This window comes from Edaphobacter sp. HDX4 (assembly GCF_036877565.1).
Lineage (GTDB): Bacteria > Acidobacteriota > Terriglobia > Terriglobales > Acidobacteriaceae > Edaphobacter.
On the sequence record NZ_JAEDXW010000032.1, the window covers coordinates 32,026 to 49,296 of the forward strand.

Annotated in this window: 17 protein-coding genes; 5 read left to right on the plus strand and 12 right to left on the minus strand. The window is 60.7% G+C overall.

Annotation, left to right across the window (positions count from 1 at the left end; translation table 11 throughout):
- Positions 1-85: 85 nt before the first annotated feature.
- Together JAO29_RS21280 and JAO29_RS21285 are read right to left on the minus strand one after the other, a co-directional pair.
- Entirely contained in the window at positions 86-946 is an 861-nt protein-coding gene (locus JAO29_RS21280; RefSeq protein WP_334270289.1) for an NAD(+)/NADH kinase, read from the minus strand.
- Between the two features lie 30 nt (positions 947-976).
- Complete coding sequence (locus tag JAO29_RS21285; protein WP_334270290.1) at positions 977-1,741, minus strand: TlyA family RNA methyltransferase; 765 nt, start codon at positions 1,739-1,741, stop codon at positions 977-979.
- Between the two features lie 149 nt (positions 1,742-1,890).
- On the opposite strand from JAO29_RS21285, the gene JAO29_RS21290 reads away from it, so the two are divergent.
- Both JAO29_RS21290 and JAO29_RS21295 read left to right on the plus strand, forming a co-directional pair.
- Positions 1,891-2,439, plus strand: coding sequence for a sigma-70 family RNA polymerase sigma factor (locus JAO29_RS21290; RefSeq protein ID WP_334270291.1), 549 nt, complete (start codon positions 1,891-1,893; stop codon positions 2,437-2,439).
- Positions 2,436-3,395, plus strand: coding sequence for an anti-sigma factor (locus tag JAO29_RS21295; protein ID WP_334270292.1), 960 nt, complete (start codon positions 2,436-2,438; stop codon positions 3,393-3,395). The genes JAO29_RS21290 and JAO29_RS21295 overlap by 4 nt, the downstream gene beginning before the upstream one ends.
- An 84-nt stretch (positions 3,396-3,479) precedes the next feature.
- On the opposite strand, the gene JAO29_RS21300 is transcribed toward JAO29_RS21295, so the two are convergent.
- Positions 3,480-4,850, minus strand: a complete 1,371-nt coding sequence (locus JAO29_RS21300) for a YncE family protein (protein ID WP_334270293.1) — start codon at positions 4,848-4,850, stop codon at positions 3,480-3,482.
- A gap of 58 nt (positions 4,851-4,908) precedes the next feature.
- On the opposite strand from JAO29_RS21300, the gene JAO29_RS21305 reads away from it, so the two are divergent.
- Positions 4,909-5,778: a DUF92 domain-containing protein gene (locus JAO29_RS21305; RefSeq protein ID WP_334270294.1), complete on the plus strand. Its 870-nt coding sequence runs from the start codon at positions 4,909-4,911 to the stop codon at positions 5,776-5,778.
- 76 nt (positions 5,779-5,854) lie between these two features.
- On the opposite strand, the gene JAO29_RS21310 is transcribed toward JAO29_RS21305, so the two are convergent.
- Complete coding sequence (locus JAO29_RS21310) at positions 5,855-6,526, minus strand: YdcF family protein (RefSeq protein ID WP_334270295.1); 672 nt, start codon at positions 6,524-6,526, stop codon at positions 5,855-5,857.
- A gap of 58 nt (positions 6,527-6,584) precedes the next feature.
- The gene (locus JAO29_RS21315) at positions 6,585-7,229 is read right to left on the minus strand and encodes an L-threonylcarbamoyladenylate synthase (protein ID WP_334270296.1); all 645 of its coding nucleotides are present in this window, start codon (positions 7,227-7,229) and stop codon (positions 6,585-6,587) included.
- Positions 7,230-7,343: 114 nt separating this feature from the next.
- Between JAO29_RS21315 and JAO29_RS21320 the strand changes: the two genes are divergently transcribed.
- Both JAO29_RS21320 and JAO29_RS21325 read left to right on the plus strand, forming a co-directional pair.
- Positions 7,344-8,216 carry a TrmH family RNA methyltransferase gene (locus JAO29_RS21320; RefSeq protein ID WP_334270297.1) on the plus strand — a complete coding sequence of 291 codons (873 nt, stop codon included), beginning with the start codon at positions 7,344-7,346 and terminating at the stop codon, positions 8,214-8,216.
- Positions 8,213-9,568, plus strand: a complete 1,356-nt coding sequence (locus JAO29_RS21325) for a replication-associated recombination protein A (protein WP_334270298.1) — start codon at positions 8,213-8,215, stop codon at positions 9,566-9,568. Before JAO29_RS21320 ends, JAO29_RS21325 begins: the two co-directional genes overlap by 4 nt.
- On the opposite strand, the gene JAO29_RS21330 is transcribed toward JAO29_RS21325, so the two are convergent.
- The 7 genes from JAO29_RS21330 to lnt form a co-directional block, all read right to left on the minus strand.
- Positions 9,565-10,164, minus strand: coding sequence for a redoxin domain-containing protein (locus JAO29_RS21330; protein ID WP_334270299.1), 600 nt, complete (start codon positions 10,162-10,164; stop codon positions 9,565-9,567). The genes JAO29_RS21325 and JAO29_RS21330 overlap by 4 nt on opposite strands.
- 448 nt (positions 10,165-10,612) lie before the next feature.
- Positions 10,613-11,005 carry a YybH family protein gene (locus tag JAO29_RS21335; protein WP_334270300.1) on the minus strand — a complete coding sequence of 131 codons (393 nt, stop codon included), beginning with the start codon at positions 11,003-11,005 and terminating at the stop codon, positions 10,613-10,615.
- Positions 11,002-13,095, minus strand: coding sequence for a protein-disulfide reductase DsbD family protein (locus tag JAO29_RS21340; RefSeq protein WP_334270301.1), 2,094 nt, complete (start codon positions 13,093-13,095; stop codon positions 11,002-11,004). Before JAO29_RS21340 ends, JAO29_RS21335 begins: the two co-directional genes overlap by 4 nt.
- A gap of 40 nt (positions 13,096-13,135) precedes the next feature.
- Positions 13,136-13,555, minus strand: a complete 420-nt coding sequence (locus JAO29_RS21345) for a CoA-binding protein (protein ID WP_334270302.1) — start codon at positions 13,553-13,555, stop codon at positions 13,136-13,138.
- 31 nt (positions 13,556-13,586) lie between these two features.
- On the minus strand, positions 13,587-14,090 hold the full coding sequence (locus JAO29_RS21350; protein WP_334270303.1) for a DinB family protein: 504 nt from the start codon (positions 14,088-14,090) through the stop codon (positions 13,587-13,589).
- 193 nt (positions 14,091-14,283) lie between these two features.
- A protein-coding gene (gene prfB / locus JAO29_RS21355; RefSeq protein ID WP_334270304.1) for a peptide chain release factor 2 occupies positions 14,284-15,415 on the minus strand; the annotation gives its coding sequence in 2 pieces (ribosomal slippage) (positions 14,284-15,345 and positions 15,347-15,415; 1,131 coding nt in all).
- Between the two features lie 4 nt (positions 15,416-15,419).
- A complete protein-coding gene (gene lnt / locus JAO29_RS21360) occupies positions 15,420-17,060 on the minus strand; it encodes an apolipoprotein N-acyltransferase (protein ID WP_334270305.1) in 1,641 nt (546 codons plus the stop codon).
- Positions 17,061-17,271: the final 211 nt, after the last annotated feature.

Here is a 17,271-nt window from a genome sequence, read left to right on the forward strand (position 1 = left end):
TGGAAGCCGCACCTATTCGCCGCTTGCCTGCGAGATGTTCGAAACCCATTAAGAGGTTAGTGGCATTATGCGTTGCCGCAGCGACTCAGCGTTCTCCCCACTTTAGCTTGTTCCGTAGAACGCTGAAGAGGCCATTACGGCGTGGGCGGAGGAGACGGACGCTGTGGTCGGAGCGGCGGCAGTGTACCTCGTCGCCAAGTTGAAGCTCGACGGCTTCCTGACCATCGACGGTGAGATAGGTGAGGTTAGGTACACCTTCGACACGGATGTTGACCTCTGCATCGCCGGGAACGACGATGGGCCGAATGGTGAGCAGGTGCGGGCAGATAGGAGTGACCACCAGAGCGTTGACGGAGGGCATGACGATGGGACCGGCAGCGGCGAGGTTGTAGGCGGTGGAGCCGGTGGGGGTGGAGATGATGACTCCATCGGCTCGCATGGTGGCGACAAACTGCTTGTCGATCTCGACGGTGAACTCGGACATGCGAGCGATGGCGCCTTTGGAGACGACGATGTCGTTGAGGGCGTCCCAGTGCTTGAAGACCTGGCCTTCGCGAATGAGCTCGGTGTGCATCATGTCGCGGACTTCGATGCTGGCGCAGTTGTCGCACCAGGCGTCAAGCGTGGTGTAGAGGTCGGAGAGCGGGATCTCGGTGAGAAAGCCGAGGGAGCCGAGGTTGACGCCTATGATAGGCGTCGGCGAGTGCGCGAAGGCCCGCGCAGCGGCGAGCAGGGTGCCGTCGCCCCCGAGGACGATGACGAGATTGGGATGCTGCTGCGCCATCTCCTCGCGCGGCGTGGGAGGTACGGAGTCACCGAGGTAAGCAGCGCTGGAGGGATCGAAGATCGGGATGTAGCCGTGGGATTCGAGCCAGGCGACGAGTTCGCGCAGGATGGAGGCGAGCTCGGGCTTTTGCGGCTTCGAGACGATAGCTGCCTTGAACATGATTGTTAGTGTACCGGCTGGCCCACCCAATCAGACTGCGCCGAAGTCCCCGCGAAGGAGATATTCATGATTCCCCTCCATGCCGTGGATGGGAGAGTCGATGACGTCGAGGCGCGCTCCGCCAAGCTCAACCACCGCTTCGGTGACACGCTCGATTGCCTGACGGCGGGCCTCGGGATCACGCACGATACCTCCTTTGCCGACGTTGTGGCGACCGGCCTCGAACTGGGGCTTGATGAGGATGACGGCGGTTCCTTTCCAGGGATCATCTTCACGGCTGAGGGCGGCGAGGACGGCGGGAAAGACGAGGGTTGCGGAGATGAAGGAGACATCCATGGCGAGGAACGCCGGGACAGGCTGGCCGGGCAGGAGCAGTTCGGCTGGGGCGAGCTTGCGCGCGTTGGTCCGCTCGCGGAGAGTGACCCGGGGATCGTCACGGAGCTTCTGGGCGATCTGGCCATAACCGGTATCGACGGCTAAAACGGTTACGGCTCCGGACTGGAGCATGCAGTCGGTGAAGCCGCCGGTCGAGGCACCGATATCCACTGTGTGGAGCCCGGCGAGGGAGATGTTCCAGTGGGCGAGCGCGTGCTCAAGCTTGAGGCCGCCGCGGCTGACGTATTTGAGGTCGGAGCCGAGCATACGAATGACGGCGTCTGGAGCCACATCGGCGCCTGGCTTGTCGATCTTCTGCTCGTTGACGAGAACGCGGCCGGCGAGGATGAGGGCCTGGGCGCGTTCCCGGGAGGCCGCATGGCCCTGGTCGACAAGCAGTTTATCGAGTCGGTTCTTCATAAGGGAGTAGTTCCAAAGTGGCACACGGGCCGCTACTCATTAAGGTACATTGTGCGGCGACCTACGTTAGAGTGGCTAGGAAAGACGAAAACAAGTCCACTCCCGAAGAAAGAAAACGGGTGCAAATGGTGACCGCTAAGGTAATGGAGATGCCCGCTGCAATAGCGCGGGAGGTTCGCGATGACGCTACGCTGCTGATGCTGATTCGTCGCGGAGACGAAGCGGCGATGACGTCGTTTTACGATCGCTACGCGAAGGTAGTGTATTCGGTGCTGCTGCGGGTGCTGCACCATGTCTCGTTCGCGGAAGAGATTCTGGAAGAGATGTTTCTGGAGATGTGGCGCACTCCCGAGGACCTGCTGGAGGTTCGCGGCAGCGTGGGAGCGTGGCTGGCAGTGAGAGCTCGAAACCGGGCGATCGATGCACTGCGTCGCCGAGGAACACGGCAGAGCTTTGCCGATGTCTCGATGGCCACAGTGTATGACCTTGCCAGCGAAGCGGAGCGACAGGTGGTGGCAGAGAACATTCGCGCGGAGGTCGGGCGGCTCGCCGTCGGGGAGCGGAAGATCTTCGCAATGGCGTTCTTCGACGGGCTGAGTCACACCGAGATCGCCGAGATGGTGGGAGAGTCGGGGGCGGTGGTAAAGATGCGGATCCGTGACACCCTGCTGGCGCTGAGAAGGGCGGCACGTGCATGAATGTGATGGCCCACTATGAAGATACGGATCTGACGCTGTTCGCAATGCAACTGCTGGAGGAGGAGGATCACAGGACGGTCGCGGAGCATGTGGGAGCCTGCGCGTTCTGCCGGCAGGAGCTGGCTCGTCTGCAGGGCGATCTTGCAGCGTGCGCCTATGGGGTAGAGATGTATAGCCCGGCCGGAGTGGTTCGCGAACGGGTGATGCACCAGCTAGCGCGAGAGAAGAGAGCGGCTCCGGTGGAGGAGGTTGTGCCTCCGCAGCGCGCGAATGCCGTGACGCGCGTCCAGGAGATGGAGGAGCCGACGCTCGAGTTTCGAAGACGAGGCTCCAATCCGGCCGCGACGCGGCGACCCAGCGAGGCCAGGAGCGCCAGGAGTTCCAGGAGCGCGAGAGAAGACGAGGACGAGGCCCGTCCCCGCAACGGCGGCAGGGCCAGAGGGGCATTCCTGTGGCTGGGATGGGCGGCAACGGCTGGATTGGCCGTGTTCGCAAGCGGACTGTATATCCAGGAGAAGAACGACAGGATGGAGTTGGCGGCAAACACAGGCGAGGTGGCGCAGTTGAGAGGCGATGCCGTTGCATCGACGCGGCTGCTAACCACCATGACCGACGCGCACGCGCACAGAGTTGTGCTGTCGGGGGCTAGTGCGGCGGGGGGAGAGAGTTCAGCGGGAGGCCGAGTGATCTATGTCGCCCGAACGGGTTCCCTGCTGCTGCTGGCGGACCATCTTCCGGCTCTCGATGCGGAGAAGACCTATGAGCTGTGGCTGATTCCGGCGGATGGGCGGGATCCGATTCCCGCGGGGACATTTCGCCCGGACGACCAGGGGAATGGAACGGTAGTTCTGCCGCCCCTGCCGCGAGCTGTCGCGGCAAAGGCATTCGGGGTAACGGTGGAAGACGGGGCAGGCTCACAGACTCCCACGATGCCGATTGTGCTTGCGGGCAGTTGAGGATGAAGTCGACGGAAGAACAAAAGAGACCTTAAAAATGAAGGCCCCACCCGGAGTGTGGATGGGGCCCAAAGTCAGAGAGCGTCAGGGAAGCTGGGTGCGGACCATGACTCCCTTGCCCTGCAGCGGAACGGTGGTCTCTACGACATCGGTGTCAGTGCGGATGATGGTCATCTGATCCGACTCCGGAGAGGTGACGTACACCTTGCCGGTAGGCGTGCCGCTGATGCAGGCGATGAAGGTGGGGTGAGGCGTCGCCGGGAGCGGAATGGTAGCCGTAACTGTGTTGGTGGTCAGATTGACGACCGAGACGGTGCTGTCAGCCTTGTTGATGACGTAGGCGCGAGAGCCGTCCTGCAGAACGGCGACCATCTGGGGATCGACTCCTACGGGAACTGTGGCGAGGACCTGGCCGAAGCCATTGGCGTCGATGGGGTTGTTCGCGTCGCAGTTGGGGTTGCCGGGAAGAGCGGCTGTCGAGCAGAGTGGGATGTTGATGATGCTGACCGATCCCTTGGAGACGCCATCGCCTTCGTTCGCGACGACCAGCTCGTTACGGGTGGGAACGAGGTCGGCCCACAGCGGCGCAGTTCCTACCGGGATGGGGTTGACCGCTCCGGGAGCGGGAAGGGACGGTACAACATCGAGCTGGTTGGTCTGGGCGTTGATCACCGTGACCGTGTTGTCGCCCTTGTTCATGATGAAGGCACGCTTGCCGTCGGAGGTCATGACACCGTAGACGGGATTGCTGCCGACGTCGATCTTGGTGGAGATGGTGCTGCTGGCCATCTCGATGGCTGAAACCTCACCGGGACCGCCGCCCGTCTTCTGGCTGATGACGTAGGCGCGAGGCGCTCCTGAGTATCCCGCGATGTAGACCGGGGAGTAGGCAGGATCGATGGGAAACTCCTGGTTGAGAGACGGAGGCGGAGGCGACTCTCTGAGCTGCGCGACTGCGTTGCGACCGGGCTCGGTGATAAAGAGAGCGGTGACGTCGGAGAAGATGCTGTTAGGATTTGCGTTGTTGAGCAGCGTCGTCTGGATGACGTCACGAGTCTGCAGCGAGGTGGAGATATCGAAGCTCGTGAGTGTCTTATCGGTGTTGAGCGTGTAGCCGGTGGTTCCGGAAGCATTGAGCCAGAGGAAGTATGGCGCTACACCAACGTTGGCGGTAACCAGCACGGAGTCGCCGGAGAAGTCGACGATAGTGATCAATCCGGGAAGGTTGGGCCCGGGACTGGAGGCCACGATCGCGAACTTTTGCGGCTGGGCGGCCGGCCCGACTGGATTGATGCTGCTCACAACGGGGCGGTATGTATTTCCGCAGCCCAGGAGAGATCCAAAAGCGACCGCAGCGAGGGCAAAGTTGGAGATGGCCTGAATACGTGACCGTCCGGATGGGCGGTTGATACGAACCTCAGGGGTTCCTTCTGCTTCAATTCTTCCTAAACGCAAAACTGCTCCCGCGGTGGTGCTGATGTTGGCTATGCTCTAGATGAGATTGTAAATCACCATGGATGCAAAACCCGTCATCAGTGACGAAATGCCGGGGTGGCGAAGACCGATCACTCCGTCGCGGGATCGAGCACAATCAACGATATTGACCTGGGTGGTTGGCGCACTCTTGCTGCTGGGAGCCCTGGCTCCACCGTTAGGGGCGCTGCGATTCTCGCTTCCCTTGTGGCCGATGTTAGGACCTCTGCTGGTGAGCGCGGCGTTTGCGGGACTCGTCCTGCTGTTGCGGGCGGCCACCCCTGCAGCCGCTGCGATGGGGTTCCTGGTCTGCTTTATTCTGGCGCAATCCCCTGCCGCATGGTCGCACTACGGCCTGGAGATGGCGGAACACTGGCTGCTGCCGGCACTGATTGTCTTGTTTGCGCTGACCTTTGCGGCGACACGGTATGGAAGGACCAGGAAAGAAGCCCGTGGATTGTCAGAGTCCAGAAGAGGCCGAAGTGCGTCGCAGATCATAGCGAACCTCGGTGTCGCAGGATTGTTTGCCGCCGCCGGACGCTATGAGGGTTGCGTTGCCGCCTTGGCTGAGGCGGCCGCAGATACGGTTTCGTCGGAGATCGGGCAGGCTCTTGGCCATCCGGCGAGGCTGGTGACGACAGGTCGCGCGGTCGCTGCGGGAACCGATGGAGGCGTGACGCTGGCGGGGACTGCGGCGGGAATGATTGCAGCCGCGATCGTCGTTGCGGTAGGGTCGGCGCATCATTCTCTGTGGCCAACGCAGGGCGTCACCTGGATTGCGGCGGCCGCAGGGCTGTACTTCGACAGCCTGCTGGGCGCGACTGTCGAGCGGAGGGGATGGCTGGGAAATGATCTGGTTAACTTTGCATCGACCCTATTCGCGGCACTGATCGCAAGTTCTCTGCACTAGACGCGTGAAGAGCGGATGCTGCCCTGGAGAGGGCAGACTGTCTATCTCATCATCCTGGTTTAACCGTGATGGCTTTCTAATCGTCCTGGCCAAAACCGCCACGCAGCCAGTCGAAGTCAAGATGCAGCTTCCAGGCGGTGTAGCTGAGTATCTCGTGGGCGTATCGCATGGAGAGATCCCACCAACCGAGGTGGCCGATGGTAGCTCGCGGCGAGGTGTAGACCTCGAGGCCGATGTCCTGGCAGAGCTCGCGGATACGGAAGAGATGCGTGCCGTCGGAGACGACCACGATGCGATGGAGGTTGAAGTCGCGGGCGATGGCGGCCAGGCGATGGACCTGCTGCTCGGTGTCGGTTGAGGTCGTCTCGGCGATGATGTTGCCAATGGGAATCCCATGGGCGAGGAGATAGTCGCGTCCTACCCCCCCTTCGGTGTTTCCGGAGTCCTTGTCGCTCCCACCCCCTAGGGTGATGACAACGGGAGCGATCTTCATGCGATAGAGATCGACCGCGTGATCGAGACGAAAGTGAAGGGTGGGAGAAGGTCGGCCGGAGTATTCGGCTGCGCCGAAGACTGCGATCGCATCGGCCGGCTCTGCCTGATCTTCCGCAGCGACCCCGGAGATCTGATGGACGACATAGAAGCACCACGCGACCGTGATCAACAGAGCTGTCAGCACAACGGAGCGCAGCAGGTTGCGGCCCGTGGTGGATCGCTGGGCACGCAGATTGTTGCGAGAGACGATCATGACCGGTGGAGACTACGAGTGTACGGCATTCCCTTGAAAAAGCGTAGGATCATGCAGCCTAATGGCTTAGAGTAAGGGCGATCTCGTGCGTCGGTATGGCACCTTCGCGGAGGATCATCCATGAATTGCCGCCGCCGGAGATATCGACGATGGTAGTCGGGATTGCCCGCGCGGTCGCACCCCCATCGACGATGAGGGGTATCTTGTCGCCGAGCTGATCGCGAACTCCGTTAGCGTAGGTGCACTCAGGCATGCCGGAGAGGTTGGCGGAGGTTGCGGTGATGGGCAGACCGAGACTGGCAACGACGGCGCGAGGGATGGCGGCCTCGGGAACGCGGAGAGCGACGTTTCCGGTGTTCGCGGTGACACGCAGGGGGAGTTTGGATCCAGCACGAACGATCAGAGTAAGGGGGCCGGGCCAGAAGCGCTCCGCAAGCCGGTCAAAGGCAGTATCGACCCCGCGAGCGAGTTCATACGCTTGGGCGACCTCACAGATGAGCAACGACAGGGGTTTATGCCGGGCACGGGATTTGAGCTCGTAGATGCGCTCCACGGCGCGCAGATTGACCGGATCGACGGCCAGCCCGTAGAAGGTGTCCGTGGGCATGGCGACGACCTGGCCGGAGTGGAGGCGGTTGGCTATCTGGGAGATGAGCTCGGGTTCGGGTTCGTCCGGATGAATACGAAGTGTCTCGGCCGTCAAAGTTTAGAAGCTCCCTGTGCCGCATGCGGCCTTCTCGGAACATAGCATATTCCCGACGAACGCTGAAAGCGATACGGCAGTCAGCGACGGCGTAAACTCTTGAGGATGGCAGCAATGGCAACAGCGATTTCGAGCCGCACCAATGCACGAGTCAAGCAGCTGCGCGCAGCGTTTGCCGGGCAGGACCGGCTGTCTGCCGGATTGCTCGGGATCGAAGGCGAGCACCTGCTCGAAGAGGCGATACGCAGCGGGATCGCGGTGCGAACCATCTTTCTGACAGAGAGGCAGGCGGTCCCTGAGGTCGCGAGCCGCACAGGCGCGGAGGTGGTTTGGCTGACGCGCGAGGTCTTCGCCAGCGCTGTGGAGACGCGGTCCCCGCAGGGCATCGCGGCGCTGATCGAACCGCCGATGTTCGAGCTGACGGATATCCTCAAGCGACAAGAGGTCCCGCTAGTGGTGGTGGCGGCGGGACTGCAGGATCCAGGAAATCTGGGAACGATTGTGCGTTCGGCGGAGGCCTTTGGGGCGAGCGGGGTGATTACAACCGTGGGAACCGTGAGCGCATGGAATCCGAAGACCGTCCGCGCAAGCGTGGGCAGCGTCTTCCGCATGCCGGTGGTAGAGGCGACACGCACGGAGCTGGGGCAGCTACAGAAGACTCACGGAATCCGCCTGCTTGCCGCGGTTGGAAGAGCTGAGGCGGGTGTACGGAGCGCGCATGACGTCGACCTGACTCGGCCGAGCGCATTTCTGATTGGCCATGAAGGCTCCGGGCTTGCAGAGGAGTGGATGAAACTGGCCGAGGGGCGTATCACGATTCCCTGCCCCGGACCGGTGGAGAGCCTGAATGCGGCAGTGGCGGCGGCGCTGCTATTGTATGAGGCTTCGCGACAGCGTTCCTCGAGCGAAACGACGGTGAAGGAGGAAGTTGCGACTCCGAAGATCCCGGGACCGTTGCGCAGGCGTCCCACGGTGGCGACGCGATGAGCCTGTTCGACACTACTCCGCTTGCAACAGCATCGAGCGCGGCCTCGCGACGGGCTCCGCTGGCAGAGCGTATGCGGCCGCGAACGCTCGAGGAGTATGTAGGACAGGAGCATCTGTTGGGACCGGGAAAGCCGCTCCGGGTAGCGATCGAGAATGATGATGCGACGTCGATGATCTTCTGGGGTCCACCGGGGACCGGAAAGACGACGCTGGCGAAGATTATTGCGGCGCGAACGCAGTCGTCATTTATTGAGTTTTCTGCCGTGATGAGCGGGATCAAGGAGATCAAGCAGGTGATGGCCGATGCGGAGAAGGCCTCGCATCTGGGTTCACGCACGATCCTGTTTGTCGACGAGATTCATCGCTTCAACAAGGCGCAGCAGGATGCCTTTCTGCCTTATGTGGAGCGCGGGACGATCCGGCTGATCGGCGCTACAACGGAGAATCCTTCGTTTGAGATTATCGCCGCACTGCTGTCGCGGTGCCGTGTTTACACGCTGAAGTCGCTGACAGAAGAGCAGGTGGTAGAGCTGCTGAGCAGGTCGCTGAACGATGCGGAGCGCGGGTTGGGATCGTCGGGAGTTTCGGCCGACGATGAGGCGTTGCGCACCATCGCTTCCTATTCAAGCGGAGACGCACGGAATGCGCTGAATGCACTGGAGGTTGCGGTTCGTCTGGCGCAGGGACGCAAGGAGAAGGTCCTGACCAAGGCGATTGCCGCGGAGGCGATGCAACGCCGGGTGCTGCTGTATGACAAGAAGGGCGAGCAGCACTACGACATCATCTCTGCGCTGCATAAGAGCGTGCGGAACTCGGATCCGGATGCAGCTCTCTACTGGCTGGGAAGGATGCTGGAGGCGGGCGAAGACCCGATGTATGTGGCTCGGCGCGTGGTTCGCATGGCGGTAGAGGATATCGGGCTGGCGGCTCCTGAGGCTTTGAATCTGTGTCTTTCTGCGAAAGACGCGATGCACTTCCTCGGGCATCCGGAGGGCGAGCTGGCACTGGCGCAGGCTGTCGTGTATCTGGCGCTGGCTCCTAAGTCGAACGCGGTGTACATGGCGTACAACACGGTGTGCGGCGATATCGAAGCGACAGCGGCAGAGCCGGTTCCACTGCATCTGCGGAACGCTCCGACGAAGCTGATGAAGGAGTTGGAGTATGGCAAGGGCTACCAGTATGCCCATGACGAGGAGGGGCGCGTCGCCGATATGGAGTGCCTGCCTGCCTCGCTGAGAGGGCGGCGCTACTATCAGCCCACGAATGAAGGACGCGAGAGGCTGCTGGCGCAGCGTATGGACGAGATTGCGCGCCTGAAAGCGGAGAAGCGATCCAAGGAGCCTGCGAGCTAGTCCTTATATTTCACTGAACACCCGTAAGGACGCGTGCTGGCGACGGCGACCGATTTGCCCGCCATGGCAGACTGGAGCGCCGCATTGAGGTAGTTATGGGCGGTCTTGATATCCGCGTGATCGGTCGTCGGCTTGTCATCGATTGCGCCCTGGTAGATGAGCTTGCCCTGCGGGTCGATGACAAACATGTGCGGTGTGGTCTTGGCCTGATAAAGTCGCGCGATGGTCCCCTGTGGATCGAGCAGCGCGGCGGTCGGGGCCGCATTCATCTTCTTGAGGTATTGATTTTCTTCTACCGGAGTTACGCTTCCCTGCTCGCCGGGGGCGGAGGAGAGGACGGAGAGCCAGATTACTCCCTTGGCCGTCCACTGACGTTGCAGCGTCTCCATATTTCCGGTGAGATAGTGCTTCTGATCGTAGGGACAGCCCTGGTTGGCCCACTCGAGCACGACATACTTTCCGTGGTACTCAGAGAGCATATGAGTGACACCATTGGAGTCAGTTCCCTTGAAGTCGGGCGCCTGCGATCCAGGTGTGATGGCAAAGAGAGGTAGAGCTGCGAACGACAGGAGAACGGGAGGAAGACGCAGGAACATAGGTCACCTCGACACGTGCCTTTACCCTATTTTGCTGCCAGACGCAGGAACCCGCAACCCTCGTTTCGTGCACGAAGGAATCGTGGATACTTGCTGATGTAGAGGGCGTCCCGAGATCTCGTAAGTCGCATCGGATCTTCCCGCATGCGACGTACGGCACCACGAAGGTCTTTCGATTACCTGCGAATCTGACTCCGAATCACTTTCTACCCTTTTTCCTCTTCTTTGTTCCGATCTTTTACACCTACGTGCGGGGTAAGGCGTCGGGTGCGGCAACGCGGGCAGCGGGACAAACCCTTCTGCTTGCTTCGATGTTTTACCTTGCGAGCTGGGTACTCGTCGGCAGGATAGCGGAGGTTCGTATCTTTATCCCCTTCGCCTTTGCGCTGATACCACAGACATCGAATGCGCTGGCAGATGGGATGGAGCTGCCTGAGGCTTCCTAGGGTTAAGGCGTGGAGGGGGCGAGAAGATTGGCGTCTCGCCAGAGCCGCCAATGACCGTCCGCACCACGTCGAAAGACTGAGAGTACGTTTCCGGCGTGCCGGATCGGGGCTGCGCCCTCAGGGGTGATCGTAATCTCGAGGTAGTTCCAACAGACGGCCATGTCGCCGTTTACCGTGATCTCCCTCACATCGGACTTGCCTTCAATGTGTACCTTGCCTGCCATAGAACGGTAGCGCGCCTCGAACTCGAGCCGATGCATGGGTGGATTGCCCGGCGTGAGGAAGACGATGTCGTCTGTCATCAGGTTCGTAAGCGTGGCAAGATCCCCTTCATGGGAGGCGGTCAGCCATCGATCGATGGCCTCCCGGATCTGCTGTTGATCATTCTGTGTCATCGGCTGGTGTCTTTTTTGAGAGCGTTGAGAACGATGTCCTTGGTGAGGAGCTCAGGAAGGACGTCGGGAGCACTCTTTCCGAGGGGGTAGATGACGTAGGTAGGCACTCCGCTGCGTCCCACGGAGGCGAGCTCCCGGGTGATGGCGGAGTCGTACTTGGTCCAGTCGGCCCGGATGAGGATTACCTTGTTGTCGACGAGCTCACGCTGTACTTCCTTCGAACGGAGCACCAGCCGCTCGTTGACCTGGCAGCTGAGACACCATGCAGCGGTGAAGTCGATGAAGATGGGCTTGCCCTGGGATCGAGCCTGGCTGAGGGTCTGCTCGGAGTAGGGCTGCCAGGCGAGGGTGGTGTCTTTAGGGTGGCGAAGAGCGACCCCCAGCGCAACTGCCACGATGAGGAGAGCAGAGATAGCGCTAGCCCAGCGAGCCGGCCATCTGCCCAGAGCCCAACCCGCGATGGCGATGAGCAGCAGACTGACCAGCAGCCAGGCGACACGGTCTACGCCGTCTGCTCCGAAGAGATGTCCATAGACCCAGAGCAGCCAGATCACTGTGCCAAAGAGTGGAATTGCAGTGAGCTGCTTGAGGATCTCCATCCATGCGCCGGGGCGCGGAAGCAGTCGGGTCCATGCGGGCTGAAAGCTGAGAACAAGGTACGGCGTGGCGAGTCCCAGGGCCAGGGCCGTGAAGATCGCGAAGGTGATGAGGGTCGGCTGAGCCAGCGCGAAGCCGATGGCTGCTCCCATCAACGGCGCCGTGCAGGGGGTAGCCACGATGGTTGCGAGAACGCCGGTAAAGAAGCTGCCCGTGTAACCCTGCTTGTTTGCAAGATCTCCACCCACGCTGGTGAGCGAGAGTCCAAGCTCAAACTGTCCGGCGAGAGAGAGCGAGAAGAAGAAGAGTCCTAGGGCAAGGACGGCGACAAAGACAGGCGATTGAAGCTGGAATCCCCATCCGGCCTCGCTACCCCCGGCACGCAGGGCGAGCAAAGCGGCGACGATGATCCAGAAAGAGACCAGGATTCCGAGCGTGTAGACCAGCCCGTGCTTTCGCAACCGGCCGCGCTCTTCATTGGAAGACTGCACCAGCGCGAGCCCCTTGAGGAACAGGACAGGAAAGACGCAGGGCATGAGGTTGAGGATGATTCCGCCGAGGAAGGCAAGCCCAAGTGCCGTTGCGGCCGTGAGATCGGCGGCTCCGGCGGGTGTGGCTTTGCTGCCCGGCCGGCGGGGAACCTCTCCCGCTATGACAGGAGCGCTGACGTCGTACGCGGTTTCATCATCGAGCTTGACGACGCCACGCAGCTTCGAGGGGAGCTTTGTAAGCTCGGTGGAACGAGGGACGCGGATGCGAACGCCGTCCGGCAGCGGTTCAACCTCCTGATCGCCCGCGTTTTCAATCTGCTGCTGGTCGTAGGGGTAGAACTCCGCATCGGTGGTTCGCTCGCCGGTGATGAGGTCGATTACGAACTCGTTCTTGCCGCCTGTGACGGTGGCCTTCATGTCCGCATCCAGCGGCTTGGGAAGAAGGCCAAGCGCTTCACCCAGTGCACCCACGGGTTGCGCGGGAGCGGTGGCTTTGGGATCGACGTTGAGGTTGAGTCCCAGATGGGCCTTGCCGGGAATGCAGACCTCGCGGCAGACCAGCCAATCAACCTTGGCGTCCAGATGGATGGGGCCAGGCTTCAGATTCTTAGCCGCGGTCAGTTTGACGGGAAAGGCGACCTCGTCCTCATATCCGAAGTCCATGAGAGGACCGAGCGGCAGGCGGCTGGGGATAGGAAACTGCATCTTGCCCGCAGTGATTCCATGGGGCAAGGTCCAGTTGATGCGCGGAGGCTCACCGGAGTCTCCGGCGTTGATCCAGTAGACGTGCCACTTGTCTTCGAGAGTGATGACGAGGCCGACGTCAAGGGTGCCGCCGGGAGCGATCGCCGGGGCCAGCGAGACCATCTCAACGGTGAGATGCTGGGCCTTTACCGGACCGGGACCTCCGTCGCCGACGACCTTGAGCTGCCCAAAGACCGAAGGTGCTGCGAGAAGGCAGACGAGTGCCAGGAACCAGTCGAGATGGCGTCGAATGTTCATCAACCTCCATTGTAGGCTGCGTGCGAAGGGTTCCATGGCTTCAGGACAGATCAGAGAAGCGATGTTCGACCATAATGCAACGGTCCATCACGACCCAGATCCCACCCGCTTCTGCCTTTAGAGCCGCTTCCCTATGGATGATTCCCTGCTGGACCCAGAGATTCTTGAAGCCGAGCTCAAGCATCTCGTCGACAATTGCTGGAATAAATTTTGGCAATCGAAAGACATTTACGACATCCGGCTTTGTGGGGAGATCGGCGAGCGAGGCGAAGGATCTCTCTCCCAGGACGGACTCGACCAGCGGATTGACCGGGATAATGCGATATCCATGCTGCTGCATGTACGACGGGACGTAGTTGCTCGGCTTGTCGGGATTAGACGACAGACCTATCACGGCAATCGTACGAGGGTCCGATGGAGGACGGCCAAGCATGGCGCGAATGACTTCAGGTTCATTCATCGGATAGCGATTTCCTTTGCCCAGCGGCAGTTTACTTGTGCCATATTCCGAGCAGCCGGCGCAACATGATTAGCTCACCGACATGATAGGCGGTATGGTCGGCAATCAGCAGGGCTTCGCGCAGAAGATTTTGTCCTTCGCCCCAGCGGAAGGGCTTGTAAAGATCCGCCTCTGGTTTAGAGATAAGCTCTTCGAAGGCCTCTCGATCTTTATGGATAGCGGCGATGGAAGCATCCCAGGCGTTAACGGAGGATGGGCCGGAAGACTGGGGCCAATAGGCTGCGGGCCACTCGATGGGCTGGTAGCCGCCGGTTGGAGGTGCACTGAATTGCAGGATGTCGTGCTGGGTGATGCGGATATGCTCCAGCAGCTGCCAGGCGGAGTACGGCAGACCGTCGGGGACGGTGCCCCGATGCACTTCCGGGAAGTCTTTCACGGCCTCATCAAACGTAGCGTGGGCCTGCCCTCCGTTGAGCAGGGCCAAAAGCTCCTTGCGAAGCTCGTCTATTCCGTTGCTCTTTTCCCCGCTCGCCATTCATCCTCCTTGAAATGCTGAGATTTGGATGCACGACGGCGATCGCCGGTCACACAGGCTTTCGCGCCCACGACGACGGTAAGTGGAGAAAAGGTGGTCCATAGGCCGCCCCGGCGCCTGCGGACCTCGAATCCGCGATCCACGTGAAGCGAGCACTTTCGATGGGTCCCTCAATGTCAGCAGACACCTGCTGTTACAGATCGTCGTCAACGGCAACGGCTGCCGGTACTCCCCCCTCACGCCGCATCTTCAGATAGCCACGGATGAAGGGCTCGAGATCGCCATCGAGCACACGGTCTACATCGCCGACTTCTACACGGGTGCGGAGGTCTTTGGCCATCCGGTAGGGCTGAAGGACGTAGCTGCGGATCTGCGAGCCGAACTTGATGTCCAGCTTTGAATCCTCGAGCTTCTTGCTGATGGCCTTCTTCTTCTCCAGCTCATACTCGTAGAGACGCGAGCGAAGGAGCTTCATCGCCCTCTCTTTGTTTTTATGCTGCGAGCGCTCGTTCTGACAGCCGGCGACGAGCCCAGTTGGCAGGTGGGTGATGCGAACGGCGGAGTCAGTAGTGTTGACGTGCTGACCGCCCTTGCCGCCGGAGCGATAGGTGTCGATCCGCAGGTCTTCGGGCTTGATGTCGATCACGATGGTGTCGTCGATCTCCGGCGAGACGAAGACGGAGGCGAAGCTGGTGTGGCGTCGCTTGGCGGAGTCGAAGGGAGAGATGCGGACGAGGCGGTGCACGCCGGTTTCGCCCGAGAGCAGACCGAAGGCGAAGTCTCCGCTGATGGTGAAGGTTGCCGACTTGATCCCGGCCTCATCCCCGTCCTGAATTTCGTTGATCTCGACCTTGAAGTTCTGACGCTCGCCCCAGCGGATGTACATACGCATGAGCATCTCGGCCCAGTCCTGCGACTCGGTTCCGCCAGCGCCTGGGTGAACGACCACGATTGCGTTGAGCGGGTCGGTCTCTTCGGAGAGCATGGTCTTGGATTCGAGCTTGTCGGTGAAGTCGATGAGAGCAGGTATCTCGCGGGAGAGATCGGCCTCGGTGTCCTCGCCTTCCTTTGCCAGCTCGAAGTAGGCTTCTATATCGTCAGAGCGACGGGCCAGCTCTGCGTCATCCGCAAGCAGATTCTCGATACGCTTGCGCTCACGCATGAGCGGCTGCGAACGCGCTGGATCGGTCCAGAGGGAGGGGTCGGCGGTCTTTTCTTCTATGTCGGCTAGTTCACGCTTCAGACGGGGCGCGTCAAAGATACTCCCGCAGATCGCGAACCTTGTCGCGCACCGGGGAGTACGTGTATTCCAGATCACTCAGCATCGTTTTAGTTTACGGCAAAGCGAGGACGAAGACTTAAGCCAAGCGCCACAGCGGTTACCACGGCGCAGAGCCAGGCGAACCAGTCTCCGTGGATGGTATAGAAGGTAAGGTCGTGCTCGTAGCCGAAGCTTACGCGGATGCTGGTGCGAACGTGGCGTGGCGCGGCTTCCACCACCCTGCCGTAGGGATCGATCGCGGCGGTTACGCCGGTGTTGGTGGCCCGCAGAACCCAACGATGATTTTCAATTGCACGCATGCGCACCATGTTGAGGTGCTGCCAGGGAGCACTGGTATCGCCGTACCAGCCGTCGTTGGAGATATTGATCAGCACATCGGCTCCGTTGCGGACGAACTGCCGGACCTCGTCGGCGAAGATCGACTCGTAGCAGATGAAGGTGCCGTAGCGATGACCATTGATGGAGAAGAGGCTGCGAGTCTTACCCGCGTCGAAGGTTCCGGCTTCGTGCAAAAGATTCTGGGCGAAGAAGAAAAGATCTTTGAAGGGGACGTACTCGCCGAAGGGAACGAGATGCATCTTGTCGTAGCGGCCGACGAACTCGCCCTGCGGGGAGACAAAGGAGGCCGAGTTGAAGAGGAAGTAGCCGCGGGCGTTGGAGATGGTGCGATCGATAGCGATGTTTCCGACGATGACGGGAGCATGCGCCTGCCGTGCCAGAGAAGACATGGCGGAACGGAACGCCGGATCTATCTCTTCAAACGGGGCGGGTGACTCTGGCCAGACGATGAGGTCGGAGTCGCGAGGAGCCGCTGATGGAGCGAACTGAAGCCGAGGAGTCGAACGCCGGTCGGGCATGCCCAGGTACATGCGGTCGCCGGGATGGCGGCTGAGATAAGAGAAGGATTCAAGCAGCTGCTGTGTAGAGGGCTCCGGCTCTTTTGCAGCCGCTCCAACCTCCAGATTCTCCTGCACCAGGGTGGCGGTCGCGTCGGTACGGTGTCTCCGAGGAAAGGCGATGCGACGAATTCCGACGACATAGGCGACGACGAGAACGACTCCCAAGCCTGTGAGGATGATTCGCGTATAGCGCCGCTCGCGAATCTCGAGGCGGACGAGCCACAGCGCATTGACCAGAGCGATGACGAAAGAGATCCCATAAGCGCCGGTGATAGGCGCCAGCCGCGTGAGGGCAGAGTTGCCGATCTGCGCAATTCCGAGGAGATCCCACGGCAGGCCGGTGATTCGCGCTCGACCCAGCTCGACCGCAACCCAGAGGAAGGGAGTCAACAAAAGCGCATACTGCCTTCCAGCGTAGGAACGCACGGCGCCGAAGAGCGCGCCGAAGAGCGCATGATAGAGCCCGAGATACAGGCAGAAGAGGAGGAGTATTCCGACTGCGACCGGCTTATCCAGGCCTCCGTAGAGGTACATCGTCTGATAGATCCAGTAGCAGTTACCCAGGTACCAGACGAAGCCACAGACGTAGGCAAGAGCCGCAGTCTGAGTCGGCTTCAACGCTCTTCCCTGGCGATCGTTACCGGTAAGGGCCCAAAGGAGCGGGGTAAGGGCCACCCAACAGAAGGCGGCCCGCCAGAGTGGGACGGGACCAGCAATCGGAAAGGGCACAATCTGCAGAACGCCAGAGAGCACTGCCAGAGCCCAGAGCCGTCCAGGGACAAGTCGCATCGGGGTTGAGTCTACCATCCGACTCAACGGTGGATGGTTCTATAATGAAACGGCGCTATGGATCCTGTTATCCACTTTCTGAGCGAAATTCTGGTACCGCTTTTCTTTGTCGGAATCGGTGGATCGCTGCTCGTCGTCGTCTTTACGGTCATCCAGGACGTTCAGCAGATCTTTAAGAGCGACGAAGAGGAAGAAGATTGAAGCTGGTTTT